The organism is Undibacterium sp. JH2W, assembly GCF_049340425.1.
GTDB lineage: Bacteria > Pseudomonadota > Gammaproteobacteria > Burkholderiales > Burkholderiaceae_D > Undibacterium.
This window is the reverse complement of record NZ_JBMPOT010000023.1, coordinates 12,146-37,011: the sequence shown is the minus strand read 5'-3', so window position 1 is coordinate 37,011 and position 24,866 is coordinate 12,146. Positions and strand designations below refer to the sequence as shown.

At 49.8% G+C, this 24,866-nt stretch carries 18 protein-coding genes and 3 tRNA genes; 6 read left to right on the top strand and 15 right to left on the bottom strand.

The annotated features are described in order from the left end of the window. Window positions 1-277 precede the first annotated feature (277 nt). The 5 genes from clpP to ACO0LC_RS25650 all read right to left on the bottom strand — a co-directional run bounded on the left by clpP (window position 278) and on the right by ACO0LC_RS25650 (window position 6,954). Window positions 278-904: an ATP-dependent Clp endopeptidase proteolytic subunit ClpP gene (clpP, locus tag ACO0LC_RS25670; RefSeq protein ID WP_423008532.1), complete on the bottom strand. Its 627-nt coding sequence runs from the start codon at window positions 902-904 to the stop codon at window positions 278-280. A gap of 17 nt (window positions 905-921) precedes the next feature. Beyond that, the gene (tig, locus tag ACO0LC_RS25665; protein WP_423008530.1) at window positions 922-2,271 is read right to left on the bottom strand and encodes a trigger factor; all 1,350 of its coding nucleotides are present in this window, start codon (window positions 2,269-2,271) and stop codon (window positions 922-924) included. A 28-nt stretch (window positions 2,272-2,299) separates the two neighbouring features. Beyond that, window positions 2,300-2,386 (bottom strand) — tRNA-Leu (locus ACO0LC_RS25660). Between the two features lie 267 nt (window positions 2,387-2,653). Continuing rightward, entirely contained in the window at window positions 2,654-5,752 is a 3,099-nt protein-coding gene (locus tag ACO0LC_RS25655) for an efflux RND transporter permease subunit (protein ID WP_423008528.1), read from the bottom strand. Continuing rightward, window positions 5,749-6,954, bottom strand: a complete 1,206-nt coding sequence (locus tag ACO0LC_RS25650) for an efflux RND transporter periplasmic adaptor subunit (RefSeq protein ID WP_423008526.1) — start codon at window positions 6,952-6,954, stop codon at window positions 5,749-5,751. The genes ACO0LC_RS25655 and ACO0LC_RS25650 overlap by 4 nt, the downstream gene beginning before the upstream one ends. 226 nt (window positions 6,955-7,180) lie before the next feature. Here ACO0LC_RS25650 and hpnC point away from each other — a divergent pair, with 226 nt between their 5' ends. Together hpnC and ACO0LC_RS25640 are read left to right on the top strand one after the other, a co-directional pair. Next, a complete protein-coding gene (hpnC, locus tag ACO0LC_RS25645; protein WP_423008594.1) occupies window positions 7,181-7,990 on the top strand; it encodes a squalene synthase HpnC in 810 nt (269 codons plus the stop codon). A gap of 516 nt (window positions 7,991-8,506) precedes the next feature. Further along, window positions 8,507-9,211 (top strand): M24 family metallopeptidase, encoded by a 705-nt coding sequence (locus tag ACO0LC_RS25640; RefSeq protein ID WP_423008524.1) that lies wholly within the window; start codon window positions 8,507-8,509, stop codon window positions 9,209-9,211. A gap of 104 nt (window positions 9,212-9,315) precedes the next feature. Here the strand turns inward: ACO0LC_RS25640 and ACO0LC_RS25635 are convergent, their stop codons facing one another. After that, window positions 9,316-10,164 (bottom strand): hypothetical protein, encoded by an 849-nt coding sequence (locus tag ACO0LC_RS25635; RefSeq protein WP_423008522.1) that lies wholly within the window; start codon window positions 10,162-10,164, stop codon window positions 9,316-9,318. Between the two features lie 414 nt (window positions 10,165-10,578). Between ACO0LC_RS25635 and hpnD the strand changes: the two genes are divergently transcribed. Together hpnD and hpnE are read left to right on the top strand one after the other, a co-directional pair. Beyond that, window positions 10,579-11,412 (top strand): presqualene diphosphate synthase HpnD, encoded by an 834-nt coding sequence (hpnD, locus tag ACO0LC_RS25630; RefSeq protein WP_423008520.1) that lies wholly within the window; start codon window positions 10,579-10,581, stop codon window positions 11,410-11,412. Next, on the top strand, window positions 11,405-12,778 hold the full coding sequence (gene hpnE / locus ACO0LC_RS25625) for a hydroxysqualene dehydroxylase HpnE (protein ID WP_423008518.1): 1,374 nt from the start codon (window positions 11,405-11,407) through the stop codon (window positions 12,776-12,778). Before hpnD ends, hpnE begins: the two co-directional genes overlap by 8 nt. Here hpnE and radA read toward each other — a convergent pair. Beyond that, window positions 12,775-14,160 (bottom strand): DNA repair protein RadA, encoded by a 1,386-nt coding sequence (radA, locus tag ACO0LC_RS25620; RefSeq protein WP_423008517.1) that lies wholly within the window; start codon window positions 14,158-14,160, stop codon window positions 12,775-12,777. The genes hpnE and radA overlap by 4 nt on opposite strands. A gap of 188 nt (window positions 14,161-14,348) precedes the next feature. Here radA and lplT point away from each other — a divergent pair, with 188 nt between their 5' ends. Further along, window positions 14,349-15,611: a lysophospholipid transporter LplT gene (gene lplT / locus ACO0LC_RS25615; protein ID WP_423008515.1), complete on the top strand. Its 1,263-nt coding sequence runs from the start codon at window positions 14,349-14,351 to the stop codon at window positions 15,609-15,611. 54 nt (window positions 15,612-15,665) lie between these two features. Here lplT and ACO0LC_RS25610 read toward each other — a convergent pair whose 3' ends face one another. The 4 genes from ACO0LC_RS25610 to tsaB are packed head-to-tail and all read right to left on the bottom strand — an operon-like array spanning window position 15,666 to window position 18,758. After that, the gene (locus ACO0LC_RS25610) at window positions 15,666-16,634 is read right to left on the bottom strand and encodes a DUF1853 family protein (protein ID WP_423008513.1); all 969 of its coding nucleotides are present in this window, start codon (window positions 16,632-16,634) and stop codon (window positions 15,666-15,668) included. Window positions 16,635-16,639: 5 nt separating this feature from the next. Next, window positions 16,640-17,581: a uracil-DNA glycosylase gene (locus ACO0LC_RS25605; protein ID WP_423008511.1), complete on the bottom strand. Its 942-nt coding sequence runs from the start codon at window positions 17,579-17,581 to the stop codon at window positions 16,640-16,642. Next, window positions 17,581-18,045 carry a ribosomal protein S18-alanine N-acetyltransferase gene (rimI, locus tag ACO0LC_RS25600; protein ID WP_423008509.1) on the bottom strand — a complete coding sequence of 155 codons (465 nt, stop codon included), beginning with the start codon at window positions 18,043-18,045 and terminating at the stop codon, window positions 17,581-17,583. Before rimI ends, ACO0LC_RS25605 begins: the two co-directional genes overlap by 1 nt. An 11-nt stretch (window positions 18,046-18,056) precedes the next feature. Beyond that, window positions 18,057-18,758: a tRNA (adenosine(37)-N6)-threonylcarbamoyltransferase complex dimerization subunit type 1 TsaB gene (gene tsaB, locus ACO0LC_RS25595; RefSeq protein WP_423008507.1), complete on the bottom strand. Its 702-nt coding sequence runs from the start codon at window positions 18,756-18,758 to the stop codon at window positions 18,057-18,059. A 101-nt stretch (window positions 18,759-18,859) separates the two neighbouring features. On the opposite strand from tsaB, the gene ACO0LC_RS25590 reads away from it, so the two are divergent. After that, the gene (locus ACO0LC_RS25590; RefSeq protein WP_423008505.1) at window positions 18,860-19,258 is read left to right on the top strand and encodes a thioredoxin family protein; all 399 of its coding nucleotides are present in this window, start codon (window positions 18,860-18,862) and stop codon (window positions 19,256-19,258) included. 108 nt (window positions 19,259-19,366) lie between these two features. Here ACO0LC_RS25590 and ACO0LC_RS25585 read toward each other — a convergent pair. The 4 genes from ACO0LC_RS25585 to ACO0LC_RS25570 all read right to left on the bottom strand — a co-directional run bounded on the left by ACO0LC_RS25585 (window position 19,367) and on the right by ACO0LC_RS25570 (window position 24,812). Beyond that, window positions 19,367-19,443: transfer RNA gene (locus ACO0LC_RS25585), tRNA-Arg, on the bottom strand. Between the two features lie 344 nt (window positions 19,444-19,787). Next, a tRNA-Arg gene (locus tag ACO0LC_RS25580) sits at window positions 19,788-19,864 on the bottom strand. Between the two features lie 57 nt (window positions 19,865-19,921). Further along, a complete protein-coding gene (locus tag ACO0LC_RS25575) occupies window positions 19,922-21,805 on the bottom strand; it encodes a potassium transporter Kup (RefSeq protein WP_423008503.1) in 1,884 nt (627 codons plus the stop codon). 172 nt (window positions 21,806-21,977) lie between these two features. Continuing rightward, window positions 21,978-24,812 (bottom strand): ATP-binding protein, encoded by a 2,835-nt coding sequence (locus tag ACO0LC_RS25570; RefSeq protein WP_423008501.1) that lies wholly within the window; start codon window positions 24,810-24,812, stop codon window positions 21,978-21,980. Between the last annotated feature and the right edge of the window lie 54 nt (window positions 24,813-24,866).

The following is a 24,866-nucleotide window of genomic DNA, read 5'->3' as shown; positions in this document are numbered from 1 at the left end:
CGTATATAAAATAAACAAAATTAATCTATAAAACTGGTGATTAAGCTGCGGCCAGGCAAGATCTTAATTGGGCCTTGCCTGCGCAAATTTCAACACAAATTTCCTCAGCTTCTTGGTCTTGCATATTACCTGCAAAAACGGCTTTCGTCATGACATCAATATGCAACAATGGGGAGCAATGAGACATTATAGAACAGAATAAAAAAACGCCCGGACCATCAAGGAACAGGCGTTCTTCTTTTGATAAGCTACTTGGATAAGTAATTAAGATAACTAATTAAGCGCGATGCGCCAGCACCTTATCGATCAAACCATATTCTGCTGCCGCATCTGCCGACATGAAATTGTCGCGATCTGTATCTTTAGATATCTGCTCCAGGCTACGCCCAGTTTTTTCAGCAAGTATGCCATTTAAGCGTTCGCGCAAATACAGGATTTCGCGCGCCTGGATTTCAATATCAGATGCCTGACCTTGAGCGCCGCCCAGAGGTTGGTGGATCATGATACGTGAGTTTGGCAGTGAAAAACGCTTACCTTTTGCGCCAGCAGCCAACAAGAAAGCACCCATGGATGCCGCCAGGCCAGTACAGAGGGTAGATACGTCGGGCCTGATGAATTGCATGGTGTCATAAATTGCCATACCCGCAGACACTGAACCGCCTGGAGAGTTAATGTAGAGCGAAATATCCTTATCAGGATTTTCACTTTCCAAAAACAGCAACTGTGCCACGATCAGGTTGGCGGCCTGATCATTGACCGGGCCAACCAGGAAAATCACACGTTCCTTGAGTAAGCGGGAATAGATGTCGTAAGCACGCTCACCTCTGCCGCTTTGCTCAATCACCATAGGCACCATGCCCAGCATGTTTGTGTCCAGTGCCGAATTACGGATGATGCCTGTCATGTGTTTTCCTTTATTTGTTACGCTTGTGCGTTGTTACCCATCAATTCGTCGAAAGGCAGAACCTTGTCTGTGACTTTCGCTTTACCAAGCACATAGTTAACGACGTTTTCTTCTAATACAAGGGCTTCAACTTCAGCCAGACGATTGCGGTCGCTGAAATAATATTTAACGACTTGCTGCGGATCTTCATAGCTTTGCGCGAAATCTTCAACTTGTGCCTTGATTTGCTCAGTTGTCGCTTGCAAGCTGTTGGCCTTGACCAGTTCAGCCAGGATCAGGCCCAGGCGAACACGACGTTCAGCTTGTGCATTGAACAAGTCAGCTGGGAAAGGCACATCTTTAACGTTCATGCCGCGCTGCGCCATGTCTTGACGTGTCATTTCTGCCAGACGTTCGCCATCTTGTGCAACCAGCGTCTTAGGTACGTCGAATGCCACTACCTTGACCAAAGCGTCCATGACGCTTTCTTTAGTCTTGGCTTTAACGCGACCACGCACTTCGCGCTCCAGGTTTTCTTTGATGTCTGTACGCATCTTGACCAGGTCGCCGTCTTCTACGCCCAGCATTTTGGCAAATTCGGAATCCACTTCAGGCATATGCGCCCATTCCAATTTTGTCAAAGTAATTGTGAATTCTGCAGTTTTACCGGCAACATCCTTGCCATGGTAGTCTTCTGGGAATGCCAATGGGAAAGTCTTGGATTCGCCAACTTTCAAACCGATAGTTGCTGTTTCAAACTCAGGCAGCATACGGCCTTCGCCCAACACAAATGCAAAACCGTCAGCTTTACCGCCAGCAAATTCGACGCCGTCGATTTTGCCAACGAAATCGACAGTAGCGCGGTCGCCATTTTGTGCGGACTGGTCTGCACCACCGTCACCATGCGCGCCCTGCTCGCCTTTAACGTGGAAATGCACACGTTGCTTGCGCAGGATATCGATGGTTTTATCGATTTCAGCATCAGTCACATCAGATTTGACTTGCTCTACTTCTGCAGCAGACAGGTCACCAACTGTGATTTCTGGATACACTTCAAAAGTTGCATCAAATGCCAAGCTGCCTTCAGCCACGTCTGATCCAGACTTTGGCTCTATGCTTGGATAACCAGCAACACGTAATTTATTTTCATTTGCAGCAGCAGCAAAAGCCTGACCGACTTTGTCGTTCAGCACTTCTGTTTCTACTTGATAGCCGTATTGTGCAGCTACCATTTTCATAGGTACTTTACCAGGACGGAAACCAGGCGCTTTTGCTGTGCGCGCGCGTTGCTTCAAACGCTTTTCCACTTCCGATTGCACATCAGCGACCGGGAAGGAAATCGTCAAGCGGCGTTCCAATTTATCTAAAGTTTCGACTGCAGTTGCCATGAAAATCGTCCAAATAGTAAAAATTCTGTGGTGCGAGGAGGGGGACTCGAACCCCCACACCATTGCTGGCGTCAGGACCTAAACCTGGTGCGTCTACCAATTTCGCCATCCTCGCGGGATGTATGTTTATGTTCACCGGCGCAATGCCGCCACACGTTGAGCACGGCCGTCACAAAAGCAAAGGGCGACCCGAAATTCAAGCGTCGCCCAAAACTGATGTATGTGGCATTACAACTCCAGCCCGATATTCTACTGGATTTTACCAGTATGTGCCTTATTTTTTTAAATACAGGCGCTATACCTACTGTTTCAAGGTGTTTTCCAAACTTTTATCCCTGTCAGCACCAGGCACTGACAGGGTCAAGGCCATCAATAGACCAGGCTATACACTGGTTTTCTTGACACGGAACCAGGCAGCATACAAAGCTGGCAAGAATAACAAGGTCAATGCTGTCGCAATGATCAAACCGCCCATGATGGCAACTGCCATCGGCCCCCAGAACACCGAGCGCGACAAAGGTATCATTGCCAGCACCGCTGCAGCAGCGGTCAGGATGATAGGGCGGAAGCGACGTACGGCCGACTCCACGATCGCATCCCAGGGAGCAACGCCCTCACTTATATCATGCTCGATCTGGTCAATCAAAATTACCGAGTTACGGATAATCATGCCGAACAAGGCGATCACACCGAGTTGAGCAACAAAACCAAAAGGACGTTGCAATATCAACAAGGCCATTGCCGCCCCAGCCACACCCAAAGGCCCGGTCAGGAATACCAGCAAGGATCTGGAGAAACTATGTAATTGCAACATCAGCAAGGTGAAGATGATGAAAATCACAAATGGGACGTTGGCTGCAATCGATTCCTGCGCCTTGCCACTATCCGCTGCCGCACCTGCCAGCTCTATCTTATAACCTGGCAAGAGACTGGCCCTGATCTGATCCAGCTTTGGTGAAACCTGGCTGGATACGGTAGGCCCTTGTATGCCATCAATGACGTCAGATTGCACAGTCACCGCCCATTCGCGCCCTTCACGCCAGACCACGCCTGGCTCCCATACCAGATTGATACGTGCCACTTGTGACAAAGGCACATATTTACCACTACCGGTAGGCACATTGGCATTACCCAGCGCTTCTATGGTAGAGCGCTCGTCCACAGGCTGGCGCACCACGATGTCGATGAGTTTATTGCCATCGCGGAACTGACCTACGGTCGTACCAGTGAGGATAGTATTCGCGGCCCGCATGACGGATTGCGAAGTAATGCCCAGAGTACGCAATTTATCCTGGTCCAGATCAATACGCACCACCTTGACTGATTCATTCCAGTTGTCATTGACACCAACCGTATTTGGATTGGTGCGCATGACTTCTTTCACGCGATCAGCAATTTCCCTGACCTTGCTTACTTCCAGGCCTGTTACGCGGAACTGCACAGGATAAGGAACTGGTGGGCCATTCGGCAAGAGCTTCACACGACCACGTACTTCAGGAAAATCCGTCTTGAAGGCTTCAATAATCTTCAAGCGCAATGCTGCACGTGCCTTCAAATCCTTGGGCAAGACCACGATTTGCGAGACGTTGGTCTGCGGAAAAATCTGATCCAGTGGCAGATAGAAACGCGGGCTACCCGTACCTACATAACTGGTGACACTTTCCACACCTTCCTGCTTTTGCATGAAAGCTTCAAATTTCTTGGCTTGTGCCTCGGTCGCCTGGAATGAAGAACCTTCTGGCAACCACAACTCCACCATCAATTCAGGACGACTGGAATCAGGGAAGAATTGCTGTTCAATAAATTTAAATCCAAACACGCCCAGCATGAACACACCCAGCGTAATGACGATAGTCGTCTTGCGCCAGGTCACACACCAGTTCACCAGCGCGCGGAAGCGCGAGTAAAAAGGTGTATCGAAAATTTCATGCTCACTACCACCGCCACCAGCATGCGGCTTGACCTTCAACAGCAAGTAACCGAGGTAAGGTGTGAAAATAACAGCAGCTAGCCAGGAAATCAGCAATGCCAGGGCATTCACCGAGAACATGGAGAAGGTATATTCACCTGCAGCCGATTTAGCCAGGCCAATAGGCAAGAAACCTGCCGCCGTAATCAGCGTACCTGTCAGCATGGGCATGGCAGTCGAGGTGTAGGCGAAGGTCGCAGCATCAAAACGCGAGAAGCCCTCCTCCATCTTCCTGACCATCATTTCCACGGCGATAATCGCATCATCGACCAGCAAACCCAGGGCAATAATCAATGCGCCCAAGGATATCTTGTGCAAGTCAATATCAAATATGCGCATGAACAAGAAGGTAATTGCCAACACCAAAGGTATTGTCAAACCCACCACCAGACCTGGCCAGATATCAAGGCGCAAGGGTTTGGTGTGCAAACCCAGCGCCAGGAAACTAACTGCCAGAACAATGACGACTGCTTCTATCAGCGTGTGAATAAATTCACCGACCGAGGATTTCACCGCATCTGGCTGATTGGTCACTTGTTCCAGCGTAATACCCACTGGCAACTTGGCCTTGATTTCAGCAACATCAATTTGCAGATGCTTGCCCAATTCAATAATATTGCCGCCCTTTTCCATGGAAATACCCAGGCCAACAACTTCTTTGCCATTGAAGCGCATCTTGTCTTGCGGCGGGTTTTTATACTCACGTTTGACTGTCGCAAAATCCCCCAGACGGAAACTGGTACCATTGGCGCGCAATTGCAAGTTTTCCAACTCTTTTACTGTCATCAGCGCACCAGAAATGCGCACCTGCAGATTATCAGTAGAGGTCGTCAACACACCTGTAGCTTCTACGCCATTTTGTGAATTGATTTGCCCTACGATGACGTCAAAAGGCACACCCAGTTGCGAGAATTTTTTCTGGGAAAATTCAATATTGATTTTCTCATCCTGTACGCCAAACAATTCAACCTTGGAGACAGAGGGTATGCGCAAGAATTGCTGACGCACAAAATCTGCATATTCCTTGACTTCTTCATACTTGAAGCCATCGCCAGACAAGGCGAAAATAGAACCGTAGGTATCACCAAATTCATCATTGAAGAATGGGCCGAGTACACCAGGCGGCAAAGTCGAGCGTATATCACCTATCTTCTTGCGCACCTGGTACCAGGATTGCGCCGTATCTTTAGGCGGCGTCGATTCACGTAATTGCAGGATGATTAAAGTTTCACCTGGCTTGGAATAACTACGTATTTTGTCTATGTATGGCGTCTCTTGCAGTTTTTTTTCCAGCTTGTCAGTCACCTGATCGGCCATTTGCAAAGCGGTAGCACCTGGCCAGATAGCCCGCACCACCATGGCACGGAAAGTAAACGGCGGATCTTCATCTTGCCCCAGCCTGCCATAACTGAGTATACCGCCCAGCAAGAGCACGACCATTAGATAGCGCGTCAGCGGAATATGCTCCAGCGCCCATCTGGATAAATTGAAACCACGTGAAGAGTCGCTCATTTAGCAGCTCCTGAGACCGACGCTGCATCGCTGGCAGCAGCCACTGCCTTGACTGGAGCTGGAGCCGTGGCCGCAGCAGGCGCCGCCTCAACACCGAGAATAGTCACTTTTTGTCCATTCTTGAGCAAGTTAGCACCAGCTGTGACCACGACCTGACCTGGCTTGACGCCGCCGGCCAGCAAAGCTTCTTCACCAGAAGAGCCAGCGACTTGCACAGGCACCAACCTGACTACGCCAGACTCAACCACCCAAACTGAAGAAGTATTTTTTTCCTGGAACAAGGCCGTCAAAGGCACTTTGATCGCATTGTTAGGATTTTTTGCATTAAAGCTGACATAAGCAGTCATGCCGAGCTGCACATCCTTATTATCACCAGCGAGGCTGACCTTGGCGGTATAAGTGCGTGTTACTGCATCTGCTATCGGTGACAATTCACGGAGCTTACCTGGAATGGACTGACCAGGATTGGCCCACAAACGCACATTCACATCGGTCATCTGGCGTATGGAATTGATTTTATCTTCAGGTATGCCCACTACGACATCCAGTGCCCCCATCTGAGCTACCCGTACCACTGGTGTACCAGCAGCGACCACTTGCCCCACCTCAGCATCGATACCCGTTACCACGCCATCAACATCTGCCACTAGGCTTGTATAAGAAGACTGGTTGGATTGGTTTTTATAGGCTGCCAGTGCTTGCTCATAAGTGGATTGAGCTGACTTATATGCCACCTCCTTGCCATCAAGCACTGCGGCGGCGACAAAATTCTTGGCCCGCAATTCTTGATAGCGCTTCAATTCAGCCTTGGCCAGATCACGGTTACTCTCCGCCGCTGACAAACCAGCCTTGGCTTGAACCTGCGCCAGGGCCAGATCTTGTGGATCTAGCTGCATCAATACCTGACCACGCTTGACCTGGGTACCCGCATCAACCTTACGCGCAACAATTTTGCCAGGAACACGAAAACCCAGGCGCGACTCTATACGTGGACGAACCTCCCCAGTCAACTCGGCATTGACATCAACATTACTGCTCGCCAGTGTAATAGTCCTGACTGGACGTATATCTTCCGTTTTTGCAGCGGGCTTGGAACAAGCCTGCAATAACATTGCGGACGCAAGGATGAAGGCAAATGGAGCAATACGCCTTCCAGCAAACTGCCTCGCTTGAGGATGATTGGTGGTTTCTGGTGTTAACACAGGAGTTTTCCTTTACTATGCAGGCTTTCCGGGCCGGGACAAAACGGTAAGAACTAAAAGACGATGTAATATCTTAATAACTTTTTATATTGACTGCATGCTACTATCAAGTAACTGACTTTGCGGTTAGTAATTATAGTTAAGCATCCTGTTTTTGCCAATGACTTTTCGGTCATTAAGCTTTTTCATGAAATTAATTTCAAATAATGCCTGTCTATGCCTGTTTATGCCTATTAACCATTACGAAAATTTCCCGGTTGCCTCGGTTTTACTTCCTGCCCGCCTCAGACCTGCAGTCGAAGCCATCTATGCCTTTGCCCGCAGTGCAGACGATATTGCCGACGAGGGTGATGCCAGTCCCGAGAAAAGGCTCAGGGAATTGACTGAATATGAGCAAGAACTCAATAACATAGAGAAAAATAGTAGCAGCGAATCACAACTATTCAAGGCACTGGCCAAAGTGACCCGTGAATATGACTTGCCTTTGCAATGTTTTCGGGACTTATTGTCGGCATTCAAACAAGATGTGGTCACCGTCAGGTATGCTGACTTCCCTGCCCTGCTTAATTATTGTGAGCGTTCTGCCAATCCGGTAGGCAAACTCATGTTGCATCTGTATGGCGCCGCCAGCCCAGACAATTTGCGCGACTCAGATGCCATCTGCAGTGCATTGCAATTGATCAACTTCTGGCAAGATGTCGCCATAGACTGGCAAAAGCAAAGGATTTATTTGCCTTTAGATGACCTGAGTCGTTTTGGCATCAGCGAGCAACAAATTGCCAACGGCATGCAAAATGAGGACTGGCGCAATATGATGCGTTTCCAGGTGGGGCGTGCCAGAAACATGATGCTCAGTGGCAGCGGACTAGCCAAGCGCCTGCCCGGCAGACTGGGATGGGAATTACGCCTGGTTGTACAAGGCGGCTTACGCATATTGGAAAAAATCGAAACAGGCAACTTTGATGTGTTTCAGCATCGCCCAAAATTGAACGCGCTGGATTGGCTGAAACTGGCCTGGCGTGCTACACGTATGTAAGTGAGCCCTGAAGTAAGCCATGATATGGCTGTGTATCAATAAGGAGCAAACGATTGCGAATATCGACCTGTATCAAAAATAACGATCGCCCCGCAATCATTCCTGGAATTTTCCGATAGCGGTAGGAGATATGCAGGATTGAACTTAAAATTCATCTATTGATCAGACTAAAAATCATACTAAACAGATATGGGCCTGGCAATTCAGTTGATTTGTTGCCCAGCTTGCCACCAATCCGGAGTCAGCCTTGCTAACTTGTATCTACCGTTGTGCTTTCCTACTATGTCTATTGTCGCTGAATGCCTGCACAGTCATTGCCATAGCAGATGCAGCAGTTTCCACCACAGTTAAAGTTGGCAGTGCTGTTGTCGGAACCGCAGTGGATGTCACGCGCGCTGGCGTGAGGACAGTCACGGGCAGCTCAAGTGACAGCAAGAACTCCAGTGGCAATCAAAACAGATGAGAAGCAAGTAAGAAAACAAGCCAAGTATTTTGTTCGATAAACCATACCATATCATGCCCAGCCCATTGCAAATCGCCAAGCACAGGGAAATACAGACCGCTGCCAAGACGGTTCTGGCACGCCTGGCCAGCATGATTACCGCAGAAGATAGCGAGCAAAGCATCGCTGACAAGGCTTATGCCATGCTCTGCGAGTCGGGCTATTCCGACACCTGGTATCATCAATGTCCAGCCCTGGTCTTGCTGGGCTCGCGCAGTTGCGTGTCGATTTCTGGCAGTGACTATCAACCCTGCAAGGAGACTGTTGGCAGTGCTAATCTGATCACGGTGGATTTAAGCCCCAGCCAGCAAGATTACTGGGGGGACTGCGCCCGCTCGTTTGCAGTAGAAAATGGCAGAGTGACATCAACTCCCCAGCTACTGGAGTTTCGCAATGGTCTTTGCTTTCAGCAGCATTTACATGCACAAATGCTGGAAACTGTGACACCAAAAACCACTTTTGGCCAGTTATTTGATTGGGCCAATTTGCGCATACGGCAAAATGGCTTTGTTAATCTGGATTACCGGAATAATGTAGGGCACAGCATAGTCACCGACCGAGATGACAGACAATATATTCATGCGGACAACAAGCTGGAGTTAGGCGAAGTGGGCCTTTTCAGTTTTGAACCCTTCATACGCCTCAAGGGTGGCAAATGGGGCTTCAAGCATGAAGGAATCTTCTACTTCAATGAGCAAGGCAAGTTGGAAGAACTATAAGTAACCTAACTCAGCTCCATTGCATCGCCATTTCATAACTGCATAAAACGAAAAAGCTGGGCAGATTTGATATCTGCCCAGCTTTTTTCACAAACCAAAACCGATTAAGTCTTGGCGCAATCCACGATGATGTTTGCAGAAGCAGCAAGATTAGCCGCATCAACCACGCCAGTACCTGCAGTTACCTTGCAAGTCTGCCCTGTGGGCTGGGTATCCACCGTAGCATTAAAGGCCTTGCCACTCAACCAACTCCAGTGGAACAGATAATTGCCTGGCGCAGTAACAGCGTATTTGTCAGCGAAACCATCGACTGTATTAACCATAGTCAGGATCGTGCCTGCCGTCAGGCCATTGACCGTGAACTTGACTGGCACTGCAGGCACGCAAGTAACTACAGATGTCAATGCTGCTGGCAAATTGGTATTACTGGCTGTGCCTGTACCATTAGCAACAGTACAGTATTGTGATGGCGGCGGAACCCCAACGGTAATTGCATAGGTAGTGCCACTGACCACATAGTTGGCAAATGTAAAGCTGCCATTTGCAGTTACTGTAGCGTTGTACAAGGCATTGTTAACCAAGGTCATGGATGCGCCATCAGTCATGCCTGCAACTGTACCACCCAGCGGAACATTAGGAGTACAAGTCACAGCAATATTCCTGACCGAAGTTTCGCCACTCATCCGGCCCGTGCCATTGGCTACACTGCAATTAACAGAATTTGGCTGAGTTGCAACTGTGATCGTATAGTTACCATTGCTGGCCACATTGAAATTGAAGCTACCGTCGGCAGTCAGGGTCTGGGTATAGTTTCCCTCATTGCGCAAGACGATGGTATCACTAGGTCCCAAGCCAGTTACCGTACCACCTACGGTGGTGTATACAAAGCCGCCACATCCGGCGAGGACTATGCCTACACCAGCCAGAATTGCTGCAAATTTCGATTTATTCAAGATATTTGTCCGGATTGATAATTTTTTCAAAAGCCGTGCCATCTAAATACAGCATTAAATGAAGCACAATGTAAAGCGCCGCCTATTATACGTTCACTCCTGAGCAAGAAGACAGTTCTTCGTTTCGATTACAATATGTTACGACAAAATTAAGGCCCCTCGTGCACGCTGCAACTGCAGCCCATCAGACAGTACAATCTGGCAAAAAAATCCCTGGTCGAAATAAGTTACCGCTTCGCAAAGAATTTGTTTTCATCACAATGATTTCATATTTTCCATGTAAACTGCAGGGCAGTCCTTAATAGTACATTGCATTAAAGGCAAAATCCGTATGAAATTTGTGAGCTTTGCCACAGTTTGTTAACATAGCTACTTTTTTGGCTACCCCTGCCGCCACTTACTACAAAACCAAGCATGTCCCCAGACGAATATTGCCAGCAAAAAGCGGCACAAAGTGGTTCAAGTTTTTACTATAGTTTCCTGTTCTTACCCCAAGCCAGAAGGCGGGCGATTACCGCCCTGTATGCATTTTGCCGTGAAGTCGATGATGTTGTTGATGAAAGCACGGACGATATGGTGGCGCGCAGCAAGCTGGGCTGGTGGCGCAAGGAAATCCAGGCCATGCTGGCGAACCAGCCTACGCACCCTGTCACCAAGGCTTTGTTGCCGCATATGGCGGAATATCAACTTGATGGCGCGCATTTGCTGGCGATTATCGATGGTATGGAAATGGATTTGAACCAGACCCGTTACCTCGACTTCAATGCTCTGCAAAAATATTGCTGGCATGTCGCTGGTGTTGTCGGCATTTTATCGGCCAGTATTTTTGGCATCACCAACCCGCAAACCCGTCAATTTGCTGAAAAGCTGGGACTGGCTTTCCAGATGACTAATATCATCCGCGATGTCGGGGAGGATGCCCGTAAAGGCAGGATTTATCTACCCGTTAATGAATTACAGCAATTCAACGTCACTGCAGCCGACATTTTGAATGCCCGTCATAGCACACAATTTGAAACCCTGATGCAATTCCAGTATGAGCGTGCGCAAAAGCTCTATGAAGAAGCCTTCGCCCTGCTGCCACCGGAAGACCGCAAGGCGCAAAGAACCGGCCTGATCATGGCGGCGATCTACCGTGCCCTGCTGGTGGAAATCCAGCGCGACGGTTTTCATGTACTGAATCAGCGCATTTCACTGACACCGATACGCAAACTCTGGCTGGCCTGGAAAACCTACGTCCGTGGCTAAAAAAGATATGCTGAAAAATAAGTCCGTCGCCGTCATCGGCGCTGGCTGGGCTGGTTGCGCGGCTGCCTGTGAGCTGGTACAGCAAGGTGCGACGGCTACCTTATTCGAGTCCAGCCGCAACCTGGGTGGGCGCGCCCGCGGCGTCACTTTGCAAGGACAGGAACTGGACAATGGCCAGCATATCTTGCTGGGCGCGTATACCCAGAGCCTGCGCCTGATGCGACTGCTTGGTGTGGATACGCAGACAGCCCTGCTGAATTTGCCGCTGCAAATGGTGTACCCGGATCTGGAAGACGGCATGTCATTCATTGCCCCGCGCCTGCCTGCCCCACTACACTTATTACTGGCGCTGATTAAATCCAGTGGCCTGGGCTTTGCCGATAAAATGGCGCTGGCCAGATTTTCCTCTACAGCACGCTGGATGGACTGGCGCCTGAATGAAGATTGCAGCGTCATGGAATTGCTGGAGCGCTTTGATCAAACGCCTCGCTTATGTCGTCTTATGTGGATACCGCTCTGCATCGCAGCCTTGAATACACCACCAGAGCGTGCTTCAGCACAGGTATTTTTAAATGTACTGCGCGACAGCCTGGGAGCCAAGCGTGCAGCGTCCGATATGCTGATACCCCGGTTGGATCTGAGTAGTATCCTCCCAGAAAAAGCGGCTGACTACGTACGCGCTCACGGCGGGCAAGTTTTAACAGCGCATACGACAACAGGCCTTGTGCAAAATGAAGATGGCAAATGGCAAATACAACTGAAGCAAGCTGAAGCACAACTTCCGCTCTATGACGCTATCATACTTGCTTGCGATTTTGCCAATGCAAACAGATTACTGTCCACATTGCCAGCCAAAGATTCGGCAACACCCTTGCCTGCCATGAGTTACGAACCCATCACAACTTGCTACCTGCAATATGCGCAGAGTGTGCGATTGCCCCGCCCCATGCTGGCCCTGCTTGACGATGCTGATCAAAAAAAATGGGGACAATATGTATTTGACCGCGGTCAATTACAGTCAGATCAGGCTGGCTTGCTGGCGGTGGTAGTCAGCGTTTCACAAGCCGCTACTGAAATTGACAGACATGAGCTGGCGATGGATATTGCCGCGCAACTGGCACAGAGCCTGGGTATGCCAGAACTGGCGCAACCCATCTGGCATCAATGCATCTCGGAAAAACGCGCCACCTTCAGTTGCACACCCGGTTTGAACCGACCAGATAATCATACTGCTTACGCTGGCCTGTATCTGGCAGGTGACTACACCAAAGGCGACTACCCTGCCACACTGGAAGGCGCAGTACGCAGTGGCATCGCAGCCAGCCAGGCCACCATCAAAGACTTGAAGGCGGCAGCAAAAAACTAATCCGGGATTTCACTATCGACATCGCGAATTCTGGACAAGGCTTCTTCTATCCTGTCTACACCTATGATGGTCAGGCCCTCGATTTTTTGTTTGGGCGCATTTGATTTGGGGATCATGGCGATGGAAAAGCCCAGCTTGGCAGCTTCACGCAAACGCTCCTGACCACGTGGCGCTGGACGTATTTCGCCCGCCAGCCCAACCTCGCCAAATACGACCAGACCACGCGGCAAGGGTTTATTGCGCATGGAAGAGTTAATCGCCAGCAGCACCGCCAGATCGGCTGCTGGTTCAGCAATCTTGACACCGCCCACCGCATTGATGAATACGTCCTGATCAAAAGCCGCCACGCCCGCATGCCTGTGCAACACTGCCAGCAGCATGGCCAGGCGGTTTTGCTCCAGACCGACGGACAAACGGCGTGCATTGGGTGCATGCGAGCTATCGACCAGCGCCTGTATCTCTACCAGCAAGGGCCGTGTACCCTCTTGCGTGACCATGACGCAAGAACCGGCTACCTGAGTGTCATGCTGGGACAGGAACAAGGCAGAAGGATTGGATACCCCCTTCAAGCCTTTTTCTGTCATGGCAAACACACCCAGCTCATTGACTGCGCCAAAACGGTTTTTTATCGCCCGCACCAGTCGGAAGCTGGAATGGGTATCGCCTTCAAAATACAAGACCGTATCAACGATATGCTCAAGCACACGCGGTCCAGCCAGAGCGCCTTCTTTGGTGACATGGCCGACCAGGATCATGGTGATGTCCATGGTCTTGGCAACCCGTGTCAACTGGGCAGCACATTCGCGCACCTGGGCAACAGAACCTGGCGCCGAACTCAGGGCATCTGAATACATGGTCTGTATGGAATCAATGACCACAACCTGGGGCTTGTGTTCAGCCAGGGTATTGAGAATTTTCTCCAGTTGTATCTCTGCTTGCAGTTGCAAATCCTTGGCATCCAGCGACAGGCGCTTGGCACGCAATGCGATTTGCGCACCTGACTCCTCACCACTGACATACAAGACTTTTTTAATACGAGCCAGGTTGGCCAGCGCCTGTAACAGCAAGGTCGATTTACCTATGCCAGGGTCACCACCGATCAGCACGACCCCACCCGCTACCAGCCCGCCGCCCAGCACACGATCAAATTCGTCAATATCAGTGCCAAAACGCGGTACATCCAGTGCCTCGATTTCAGCCAGATTCAAAACCGGTGCAGATTGTGCCAAGCCCTGTGGTTTTGCACTAAAACGGTTGCCGACAGATTCTACGATGGTTTCAACCAGGGTATTCCATTGCCCGCAGGCTGGACACTGCCCCGCCCATTTATTGACAATACCACCACATTCAGTGCAGGTAAAATTGGTTTTTGCTTTTGCCATCTTCGGACCAGGGAAATTTGCGGGGTTTATAACATCTGCCAGCAATTACGTGCAGAGCAGAAAAACACTGATATTTTAACCAGTATTCAGTAATTAGCTTGCCTTATTTCACTAATTCCGCACAATTTTCATGGTATAAAGCTGCCAGAGACATTTTGTAGCAGGTAGACATAAAGCATGAATAAAGCATGAAGAGCGGTTTTTACACGATCATGGCGGCGCAGTTTTTTTCCTCACTGGCCGACAATGCCTTACTGATAGCCGCAATGGCATTGTTGACATCCATGCAATCCCCGGATTGGATGTCTCCTTTATTGAAGTTGTTTTTTGTGCTGTCCTATGTCTTGCTTGCACCCTTCGTTGGTGCGTTTGCGGACTCCCTGCCCAAGGGCAAGGTCATGCTCATTACCAACATGATCAAAGTCGGTGGATGCGCATTAATGTTTTTTCATGTCCATCCTTTGATCGCCTATGCCGTCGTTGGTTTTGGTGCTGCAGCATACTCACCAGCCAAATATGGCATCCTTACCGAATTGCTACCACCAGAAAAGCTGGTTGCTGCGAATGGCTGGATAGAAGGCCTGACGGTTTCATCCATCATTTTTGGTACGGTATTGGGCGGAGCACTGGTCAATTCGAAAGTATCGTCAGTATTGCTCAGTTTTGACTTTCCGTTCATCGACTTTAATATCACCACAGCTTCCGAGGCTGCACTCTGTGTGGTCACGGCCTGTTATGCGACTGCAGCCTTATTCAATATGCGCATTCCCGACACGGGAGCACGCTATAAGTATCAGCAACGCAACCCTGCCAAGCTGGTGACTGAGTTTGCCGAATGTGTAACCACCCTATGGAAAGACCGATTGGGTCAAATTACTCTGGGTGTCACCACCCTGTTGTGGGGTACTGCTGCCACCCTGCAATTCATCGTATTGAAATGGGCTGAAAAATCCTTGCATATGACACTGGACAGAGCTGCCATCTTGCAAGGTGTAGTTGCTGTTGGCGTTGCCCTTGGTGCAGTGGCAGCAGCCCGTTTTGTGCCTTTGAAAAAGTCCCTGAATGTTATGCCTTTAGGTGTAGTCATGGGCTTAGTCGTCATCACCATGATTTTTGTGCACACAGTCTGGATCGCCTATCCGCTCTTGATACTGGTGGGTGCCCTGGCTGGTTTCTTTGTCGTTCCCATGAATGCCTTGCTGCAGCACCGTGGCCACGTCTTGATGAGTGCAGGACATTCAATTTCCGTACAGAATTTCAATGAGAATCTTTCAGTACTGACCATGCTGGCACTGTACACACTATTGAATTCCATGAAGATAGACATCATGGTCATCATCGTGCTGTTCGGTCTGTTTGTGTCCAGCACTATCTATGCTGTCATACGCAAACATATGGCCAATCAGCGCGAGTATGATTCACTGGCACTGATAGGCGAACACAAGCATTGATAAATACAGTGTGCCTGACCAGGCACACTTATTCAAAAAAAAGCGTTTCAGTATTTACTTTGTACGCTTTTGTTTGACAGCATCAGCCTGTTCAAACCAGTTATCCGGCACGACCATGCCGCGCCTGTATTCTTGCATGACTCCCTGGTTTTCCTGCATCAGCGCCAGCATCAATGGCGTATGCGAACTGGAAAAATAAGCTTGCATGCCATGCAAAATAACCTCTTTTTCCTGGGTCATGCCTGTACCAACCTGGGCTGGTGCCAGCCAGTCCAGCCTATCCAATAGCAGGGCTTGCCCGAAATCCAGTGCCTGCACTTCTGATTGCGTCCAAATGACTCCACGGTAATGTTCTTTACTCAAGCCAGCCATATCCGCATGCTCAGACCAATAGACATCCACTATCTGCTCATCGCGATAAAACAACCAGCCCAGTACTAATGCTTGCGCGCTTTGCACTGCTTGCGGCAACACTCGCTGCGCCAGAGGATGCTGCGACAATTGCAATTGCTGGGCGATGATCTTATGTAGTTTGGCACCCAGACTATCCGCCAGATTAGGGCCAAGATAGTCATACAAATTTGGCCGTACGTTTGCGCCAGGATGATACAAATAGAACTTGGTCGCCAGCTCTACATGCTGCAAACCCAAGCTGGTTTGCAGCAGAAAATCAAACTCGCCTATCGTGCCCGCACCTTTGTCATGCACTTGCAAACCATGCGCAGACAGCAAGCCATGAGCAGTCAAATAGAATTCATAGAGTCGCTCAGCATATAAGCCCAGGCGACGCGAGGGATGTCGCTGCAATAAATCCAGCAAGGGGGTGGGATGTCTATCAAGCTCACCCAGCCAGCCCGGCAAAGCCTTGGGGTCTGTGAAGGTGGCAACATTCAGCGCGCCGCTCCAGGCAGCGTCCTGTCTGTCCAGCAAACCTGGTGCAGTCAACATCCAGGCAAGCGCACGCACATGGGGGTTATGTAAATGCTGCCATTGTTGATGAAAGGCGGCTTGTGCGCTGTACATGCAATTCAGCTTGCTGGCAGGGCTTTGATGGCCATGCACAAATCAGCCCATGCCTTGGCCTTGTCTGCCGGTTTGCGCAAGAGGTAGGCTGGATGATAAGTCGCCACTACCGGTATGCCCTTGAACTGGTGCACCCTGCCACGTAATTGTCCAACTGCTGTTTCCATATCCATGCCCAATAGCGATACCGCAGCAGTCTTACCCAAAGCCACAATGATTTGCGGCTGTATCAAGTCAATTTGCCTGTGTAAATATGGCAAACAGGCAGCGACTTCATCCGCAGTTGGCGGCCTGTCCTTGCCTTGCGCATCAGTCGGGCGGCATTTGACGATATTGGCGATATAGCTTTGCTCACCGCGTGGCACGCCAAGTGCCTTGAGCATATTGTCAAGCAACTGCCCGGCAGCACCGACAAAGGGCAAGCCTTGCAAGTTCTCGTTATAACCCGGGCCCTCGCCTACAAATAACCATTTAGCCTGTTTATCACCCGTGCCAAATACGGTTTTTTTCCTGCCCTGGCATAAACCACATTGCCTGCAAGTTTCCACCATAGGTTGTAATGTATCCCATGACAACATGGAGACAGAGGATTCGTGGCTGACGGAAGGCACATCCACCACTGGCAAGGCTGTGGGTGTTGCTTGCGCAATCCAGTCGCCTGCTTCAGGACTGATTTCAAATGCAGGCGCTACGGGCTGGGCTTCTGGCTGGTCTTTGGGCACTATCACTTCAGGCTCCGACCAGGCTGCATCCACTTCTGCTGTTGCACTTACCATGACTGACTGCAGAGCGTGATCGAGGACTGGCGCAACTGAGGCTTCTGGAGTTTCTGAAGTTTCCATTACAGCCACAGGCACGACTGGCGCGGCATCGCGCAAAAGCCACAAGGGTCCCAGGCCCAGCTCGTGCAAGGCTCTTTGTCTGTTATGGATATCCAAGGTCTGCATTAACTCATCCTCCGCATCACAATTGCATCTTCACGCTGCTGATCGTGCGCAGGGTAATAGCCCTTGCGTACGCCTATGGATACAAATCCTGCGCCTTCATACACACTAATTGCACGCACATTACTGCGCCTGACTTCCAGCAAAATTGAAGCATAGGCATGTTCGTTCGCATAAGCGAATAATTTGCCCATCAATAATTTTGCATACCCCTGCCCCTGATAAGGCAGGCCCACCGCAAAATTCAGTAAATGCAATTCATCCAATATGGGCATGACGACAAAGTAAGCAAACAAATCCTGCTCTACATCCCTGAAACCGAAAGCTTCATAACCACTGGATAAGGAATCGGTAAAATTTCCGCGTGACCAGGGGTGGGTATATACCCTCTCTTCTATGCTGAGCATGCTGTCAACATCGGCAAAACCAAGCTTGCCATAATGCGGCATTGTCAAATTCGAATCCATCAACAAGTCCATCACAATGATGCTTTACCAGCCTGTAGCTTGACTTGCTCGCGCTCAGCCGTGGTCAGGGCAATTTTATTACGCAAGTACAGTGGCTGCGCATGGTCCGCTGGCAAACCCAATCCCGCAGTGAAGCCACCACGTCCGAGCACACCCACCTGTTTTGCATGTGGCATGCAAAGCAGGCTGGCATATCGCACAGACTCAGGCAAAGTCAGGCCATTGCCCAGCACCAGTTGCGGATTTTCCAGGGTAATGGCAGCCAATGCCGCATCCAGGCTTGCCAGCGCTGGAACACTTATCTCTTGCCAGCCGGTTTCACTCAAACGATATTGCGCCCAATACACTTCATTCATGCGTGCATCGAGTATGCACACAAACTCACTGGCCGTGACTTGCTCACGCGCCACTTCCGCCATCGCCAGCAAACTGACTACCGGCACTACCGGCAGGTCTGCACCATACGCCAGGCCCTGTACGATGCCGCAAGCCGTGCGTATGCCGGTAAAGGCACCGGGCCCACAGCCAAAGGCAATGGCATCACAATCCTGCAAGCGTACACCGGCCTCCAGCAGCAAAGCTTGTATGGCTGGCAAAATACCTTGTGAATGGGTTTGTACGCCGCTCAGTTCGCGGATAAACATGTCACTATCAGTCAACAAGGCTGCAGTGGCAAGTTCTGTCGAGGTTTCAATTGCTAAAATTCTGGTCATACGCGTATTTTACCGTGTTCCATCGATTTCAAGACTGGCACTTTGCCATAGCTCACACCAGGAAGCATCACTTCGTTTAAAATTGCAGGATGAACTCGACTATGAATACCGAAGACATTTCCTCAATCAAGACAGACCTGGCAAACAAGGACTGGCTCATCGCCTGCCTGTGCGCAGCCTGGTGCGATACCTGCAATTTTTACAGGGCTTCCTTTGACGATCTGGCCAACAAGCATCCAGACAAATGCTTTGCCTGGTTAGACATAGAAGACCAGGCCCATCTGGTCGATGCAGTGGATATCGTCAATTTCCCTACCATCCTGATCCAGCATCGCGATCAGGTGGTTTTCCTGGGTACCGTCTTACCTGACGCGGCCCAGTTGCAACGCATGATCTTGGCTATGACGACAGAAGCGCCCCACCAGCAAGTCAAACGCAGCGCACTGAACCAGGATGCACCAGATGATTGGAATATCAGGGAACTGATACTCGCCAGCTAAACGACCAGCACATATCTGCAGCAACAAAAGACTGCAGATCAAGAAAGCCGGTTCATTCAGACGTAAAAAAGACAAAAGGGACTAGATTTGCATCTAGTCCCTTGAATCTGGTGCGGCTGGCAGGAATCGAACCCACGACCCCTTGGTTCGTAGCCAAGTACTCTATCCAGCTGAGCTACAGCCGCGAAAAACAAGATTATAGCTGGACTGCGGGAAAATGAAAAGCCCCACAGCTCAGATTATTTTGAAATCGGACAAATCAAGCGCTTTCACCCAAAAATCCAGCCAAATAATAAAACCGATAGAGGGGATGGAGGATTTGCGGAAAATCGTTTTAGGAAACCACCCCTGCAAGGGTGATCCGTTTCGCTCGCGGACAACATGTCGTCCAAAACCCCAAAACCCCGTCGCGACGAAGGCAATATTTAGTACCGAGCACCAACTACTGGAGCGACAACGCAGCTGTGGCGATTTTATGCACGTCCTAAAAAGACAAAAGGGACTAGATTTTCATCTAGTCCCTTGAATCTGGTGCGGCTGGCAGGAATCGAACCCACGACCCCTTGGTTCGTAGCCAAGTACTCTATCCAGCTGAGCTACAGCCGCGAAAGACCGAGAGTATAGCACAGGCATTTTGATTTGATAAGTACCTGTGCCAAGTTTTTAGATTTCTACTTGCGAACCCACTTCAATCACTCTATTGCTAGGAATTTGATAAAAGTCTGCCGCATCGCGAGCTATGCGTGACATGGCCACAAACACACTCTCGCGCCACATCGCCATGCCACTGCCAGGACTGGAAATAATGGTCTGGCGTGAGATAAAGTAAGAAGTCTCCATGGCTTCAAAAGTCAGACCAAATGGCTCACATAAGGCTAGCGCGGCGGGGATATCTGGTTCATTCTTGAAACCATAATAGACATCAATTTGGAAGCAAGCATTGCCCAGGTCTGTGACCTTGACGCGCTCCGAAGTGGGGACCCAGGGAATTTCTCGGTTATGCAGGGTCAGGAAAATCACGCGTTCATGCAAAATCTTGTTGTGCGAAAGATTATGCAACAAGGCATGCGGCACACCGTCGGCTTCGCCACGCAAGAACACTGCCGTGCCAGACACTCTTATCGGTGCAGAGACAAACAGGGATTCAAGGAAATCTTCCAGTGGGATTGCATGTTTTTTCAGATTATCAAAGACCAGTTCGCGACCACGCTTCCAGGTCATCATCAGGGTAAACATCACGACACCCAAAATCACTGGGAACCAGCCGCCTATGCCATGGAATAACTTAAGCACGTTGGCAGAAAACAATGAGATATCAATGAACAGGAAAAAGCCGGTAGCAAGGAAGCACAGCACGAGATTGTATTTCCAGCCATAACGTATAACGAAAAAAGTAAGCAGTGAAGTCACCAACATGGTTCCTGTTACGGCAATGCCGTAAGCAGATGCCAGGCTCGATGAAGAACCAAACCCCACCACCGCAGCAACAACCGCAGCAAGCTGCAGCCAGTTAACTGCCGGGATATAGATCTGCCCTATCTCTTCCGATGACGTATGAACAATTTCCATCCTTGGCATGATACCAAGGGAAATTGCCTGTTTGGTCATGGAGAAAGTACCTGAGATCGTAGCCTGAGAAGCAATCACTGTCGCTACTGTTGATAAAATCACCAATGGGTAAATACTCCATGCACCAAGTTGTTGGTAAAACGGATTACCAGCAGCATCAGGATTTGCCAGTAGCAATGCACCTTGCCCAAGATAGTTTAAGCCCAAAGATGGGAATACGATCATGAACCAGGCAGCACGAATTGGTTTGCTGCCAAAATGGCCCATGTCAGCATACAGTGCCTCTGCGCCCGTAAATGCAAGCACAACTGCACCCAATGCCAAAAATGCCAACCCCTTGTTCAAGGCCATGAAAGCAAAGGCATGCATAGGATTGAGCGCCCATAAAATGCCAGGCATTTTGGCGACGTTATAAATTCCCATTCCGGCCAGTACTACAAACCATACCACCATGATGGGGCCAAACCATTTACCTATGCCTGCAGTTCCCTTGTATTGCACAGAATACAAAAGCAAAAGTACAACCAGCGTGATCGGTACTACATAAGGGGTAAATGCAGGCGTTGCCACCTCCAACCCCTCAATAGCAGACAACACTGAAATCGCCGGAGTAATGACACCATCCCCATAAAACAGGGCAGCGCCAAACAAACCGAGAACGAGTAAGGTGAAATGAGATTTAGCGGATTTGCCTACAGATTCCAGCGCCAAAGCAGTCAGCGCCATGATACCGCCCTCACCACGATTATCAGCCCTCAATATGAGAGTGACATATTTGACTGCAACGATAATGATCAATCCCCAAAGAATCAGCGAAACAACGCCAAAGATGTTCGCCTCATTGAGTGGTAGACCATGTTCTTTTGCAAATACCTCTTTCATCGTGTAAAGAGGACTAGTACCTATATCGCCGTAGACGATGCCGACAGCAGCCAGAGTCAAGCCCGCGAGGCTGCTTTTTGTATGTTGATTAGCCAATTGTGTACCTTGTTATTATTGGTGCATTGCACAATAGGTGAATTCGATTAGATTTTCAAGTAAGTGCAACAAAAAAAGGATGCTTGACAAGGATCAAATTCAAGCGTTAACTTTTCCTGATAATTCAATTCTTTAGTATATTAACGACTCAGATATTTGTGTTTTTGCAAATTCAGACTTGCAATGGCAAATCCAGGTAAAAGCTGGTCCCTGAACCCAGACTGCTTTTGACGCTAAGTTGTCCATGTAAAATCGAGGTGGCAATGTTGTAGCAAATATTCAAACCCAGCCCACTCCCGCCTTGTCCCAGTTTAGTCGTAAAAAAGGGATCAAAGATACGTTTTTGATTGGCTTCAGGTATGCCAGCGCCATCGTCACTAAACTCTATCAAGACACGTTGTCCGTCTATTTGCGTGACATTGATGCACATATGGCCCGCATGCTTTTTATCAAAAGCATGCAAAAGAGAGTTTTCTACCAGGTTGCTGATCACCTGCCCCAAAGAACCAGGATAACTATCCATATGGATGTTATACGGCACATTGACTTCTATGCTGTGGCCAGTCTGGGTAATACGTATATTCAGAGTGGCGATGATATCGTGCAAGACCTGGCGCAAATCAAAACTGCGCCTTTGCTCAGATGTGCGGTCAACCGCAACCTGCTTGAAGCTGCTGACCAGAGTAGCGGCACTACTGAGTCCACGCATCAGTATTTCTGACGAGGTTTTGACTTCTTCGCAAAAATTATTCAAATCCGAGCGGCGCAAAGTCTGACCGGCCAGTTTGCCTATCAAATAACGGCTGCCATCTTGCAAGGTGCTGGCCACCAGCAGGCAGTTCCCTATGGGGGTATTAAGCTCATGGGCGACACCGGCAACCAGAGAACCCAGGGCAGCCAGCTTTTCTTGTGCCAGCAAGTGTTCCTGAGTTTTTTGCAGGCGCATATAGGCATCGGCATTACCCAGGGCTATAGCGCCATAGGCACATAGCGAGCGAAAAATCATCTTCTCCCTATCACCATACACATGCTGGCGAGATGACTGTATGGTCATTGCCCCCAGAATTCTGTCACCAATGATGAGCGGTGCAAACAACATGCTGTGCACCATTTCCGTACCGGGGATCAAGGTCGGCAATAATTCATCTGCGGACGTGAGTTCGATGGCGATTTCCCGGCGCTCCCTGACACAGCGCACCGAGTTGGAGACAGCGCTGGCCATATAGACCGTATCAGGCTCTATCGGTATGCCATTTTCTACACCATAAGCAGATGTCATACTTTGCTGATCGTCATCCATCAAGTAGATGACGAAGGCCGTGACATGCAATAGATCATGAACATGTCGGTTCAATGCTTTAAACACGGCGGGGGCATCCAGGCTGGCCGTGATCTCCTGCCCTATGGTACCCAGTTTTTCCAGCACTACGCTGGTTTGCTGCAAGACTTCGGCCCGCTCAGCTTCAGCGGCAGCCAATTGACGCAGGTGTTCGCTTTCTGCCTTCATGCGCTCAGTCTGCTGGCTGAGTTGCATGGCATTCAAACGATTGGCGGCCTCTCGGTTATGATTTTTTTCGCGCGCGGCCAATGCAAGCCCGGCAAACTCGTAAGCGCGCTGAAAATCAGCGGAAGCAGCATAAGCATTTGCCACTTCTTCATACAATTCAGCCGGGATTGAAAAATTGCTGATACGTCCTGCTATGTCCAGGGCTTGACGCAAGTAGTGCAAGGGTGCGCTGGCGGCGTGCATCTCGGTCGGTTCGGGCAAAGCATGGCGCATATGTAATGTTGCCAGCACGCGTAAAACTTCTATGTGGCGATAACTGTCCGTGCTCTGGCGAGCCAATGCCAGCGCTTCCAGGGCGATGTCCTGCGCCGCTTTGGCTTGCCCCTGCATGGACAAGGCATGGGCATAACCACGACGCGAGCCTATACGAAAATCCAGGTGATTTTTTTTATCGGCCCAGGAAATCAATTCATAAAAGCTTTTCAGTGCAGTCGCATAATCCCCTAAGTCCAGCGACAAATCCCCCAGATAACGCAGCGCCAGCAAATGCGAGCGTGAGCCAACAACGTGTGCCAGTATGGGCAAGGCATTTTCCAGCATGTCCTTGGCCGCCTCCAGACGCCCCAGCCTGCGCAAGGTCTCGGACATTTGTATGAGGCAACTGGCAATGCTATTGGGCCAGCCTGCGGTCCTGGCCAGATCAAGCCCTTCTTGTATCCACTGCAATGCAGACTGGTGATCACTCATACTATTGAAGGCATCACCGATATTGCTGGCGACATTAATCATGCGCCGCTTTTGCCCATAGTTTTCAGCGAATTCAAACACCTGTATGCCACGTGCAGCAGACTGCCCAAAATCGCTGGTCAGGGAATAGGTATAAATCAAAAATTCATTGATGTAGCTGCGCATGACGGGATCGTCGCACTGGATTTCCGGGTTGCGACCAGCCCCCCAGCGCTCCAAGGCAAAAGGCAGGTTACGCAAGACCATTTGATTTGCCAGCAAGGACTCAGCAACCGTCACACGCATATTATCTTGAGCCTGGCGTGCAAACTGCATGGCAAGGCCGATTTCCACTTCAACTACCGGCACCTCCCCTTTTTGCAAGCCCACACAAGCCAGCAAGTGATGCGCATCTGCTGCCGCTTTGGCGGCTTCATCAGTTTCCCCTTGCGCGACCAGTTGCAAGGCCAACTCAGACAACTGCCATGACTTGTCAAATTCCCCGTACAACCATGCTGCTTCTGCCCTGACCAAGACCAGCCTGGTGCGCATGAGCTTGAATTGCTCGCTACCAGAATTCGTATCAGGATAAGCGGGATAGAGAGTACTCAGCAAATGCTCTGCAGCTTCAGCCAGATAAAGCGCACGGGAAGTGTCGCGCTGACGTAAATGCCACGCCAGGCGCAAATACATATCCAGTAATTCCAGCCCCTGCAAACCAGGTAGCTCGCATTCCCATTGCTTGACTTCGTCATTCGTAACGAGCATTTCCATGGGATGAACAGTGTTATGGGTGGATGATTTTCAGATTCTGGATATTAGAGAAAT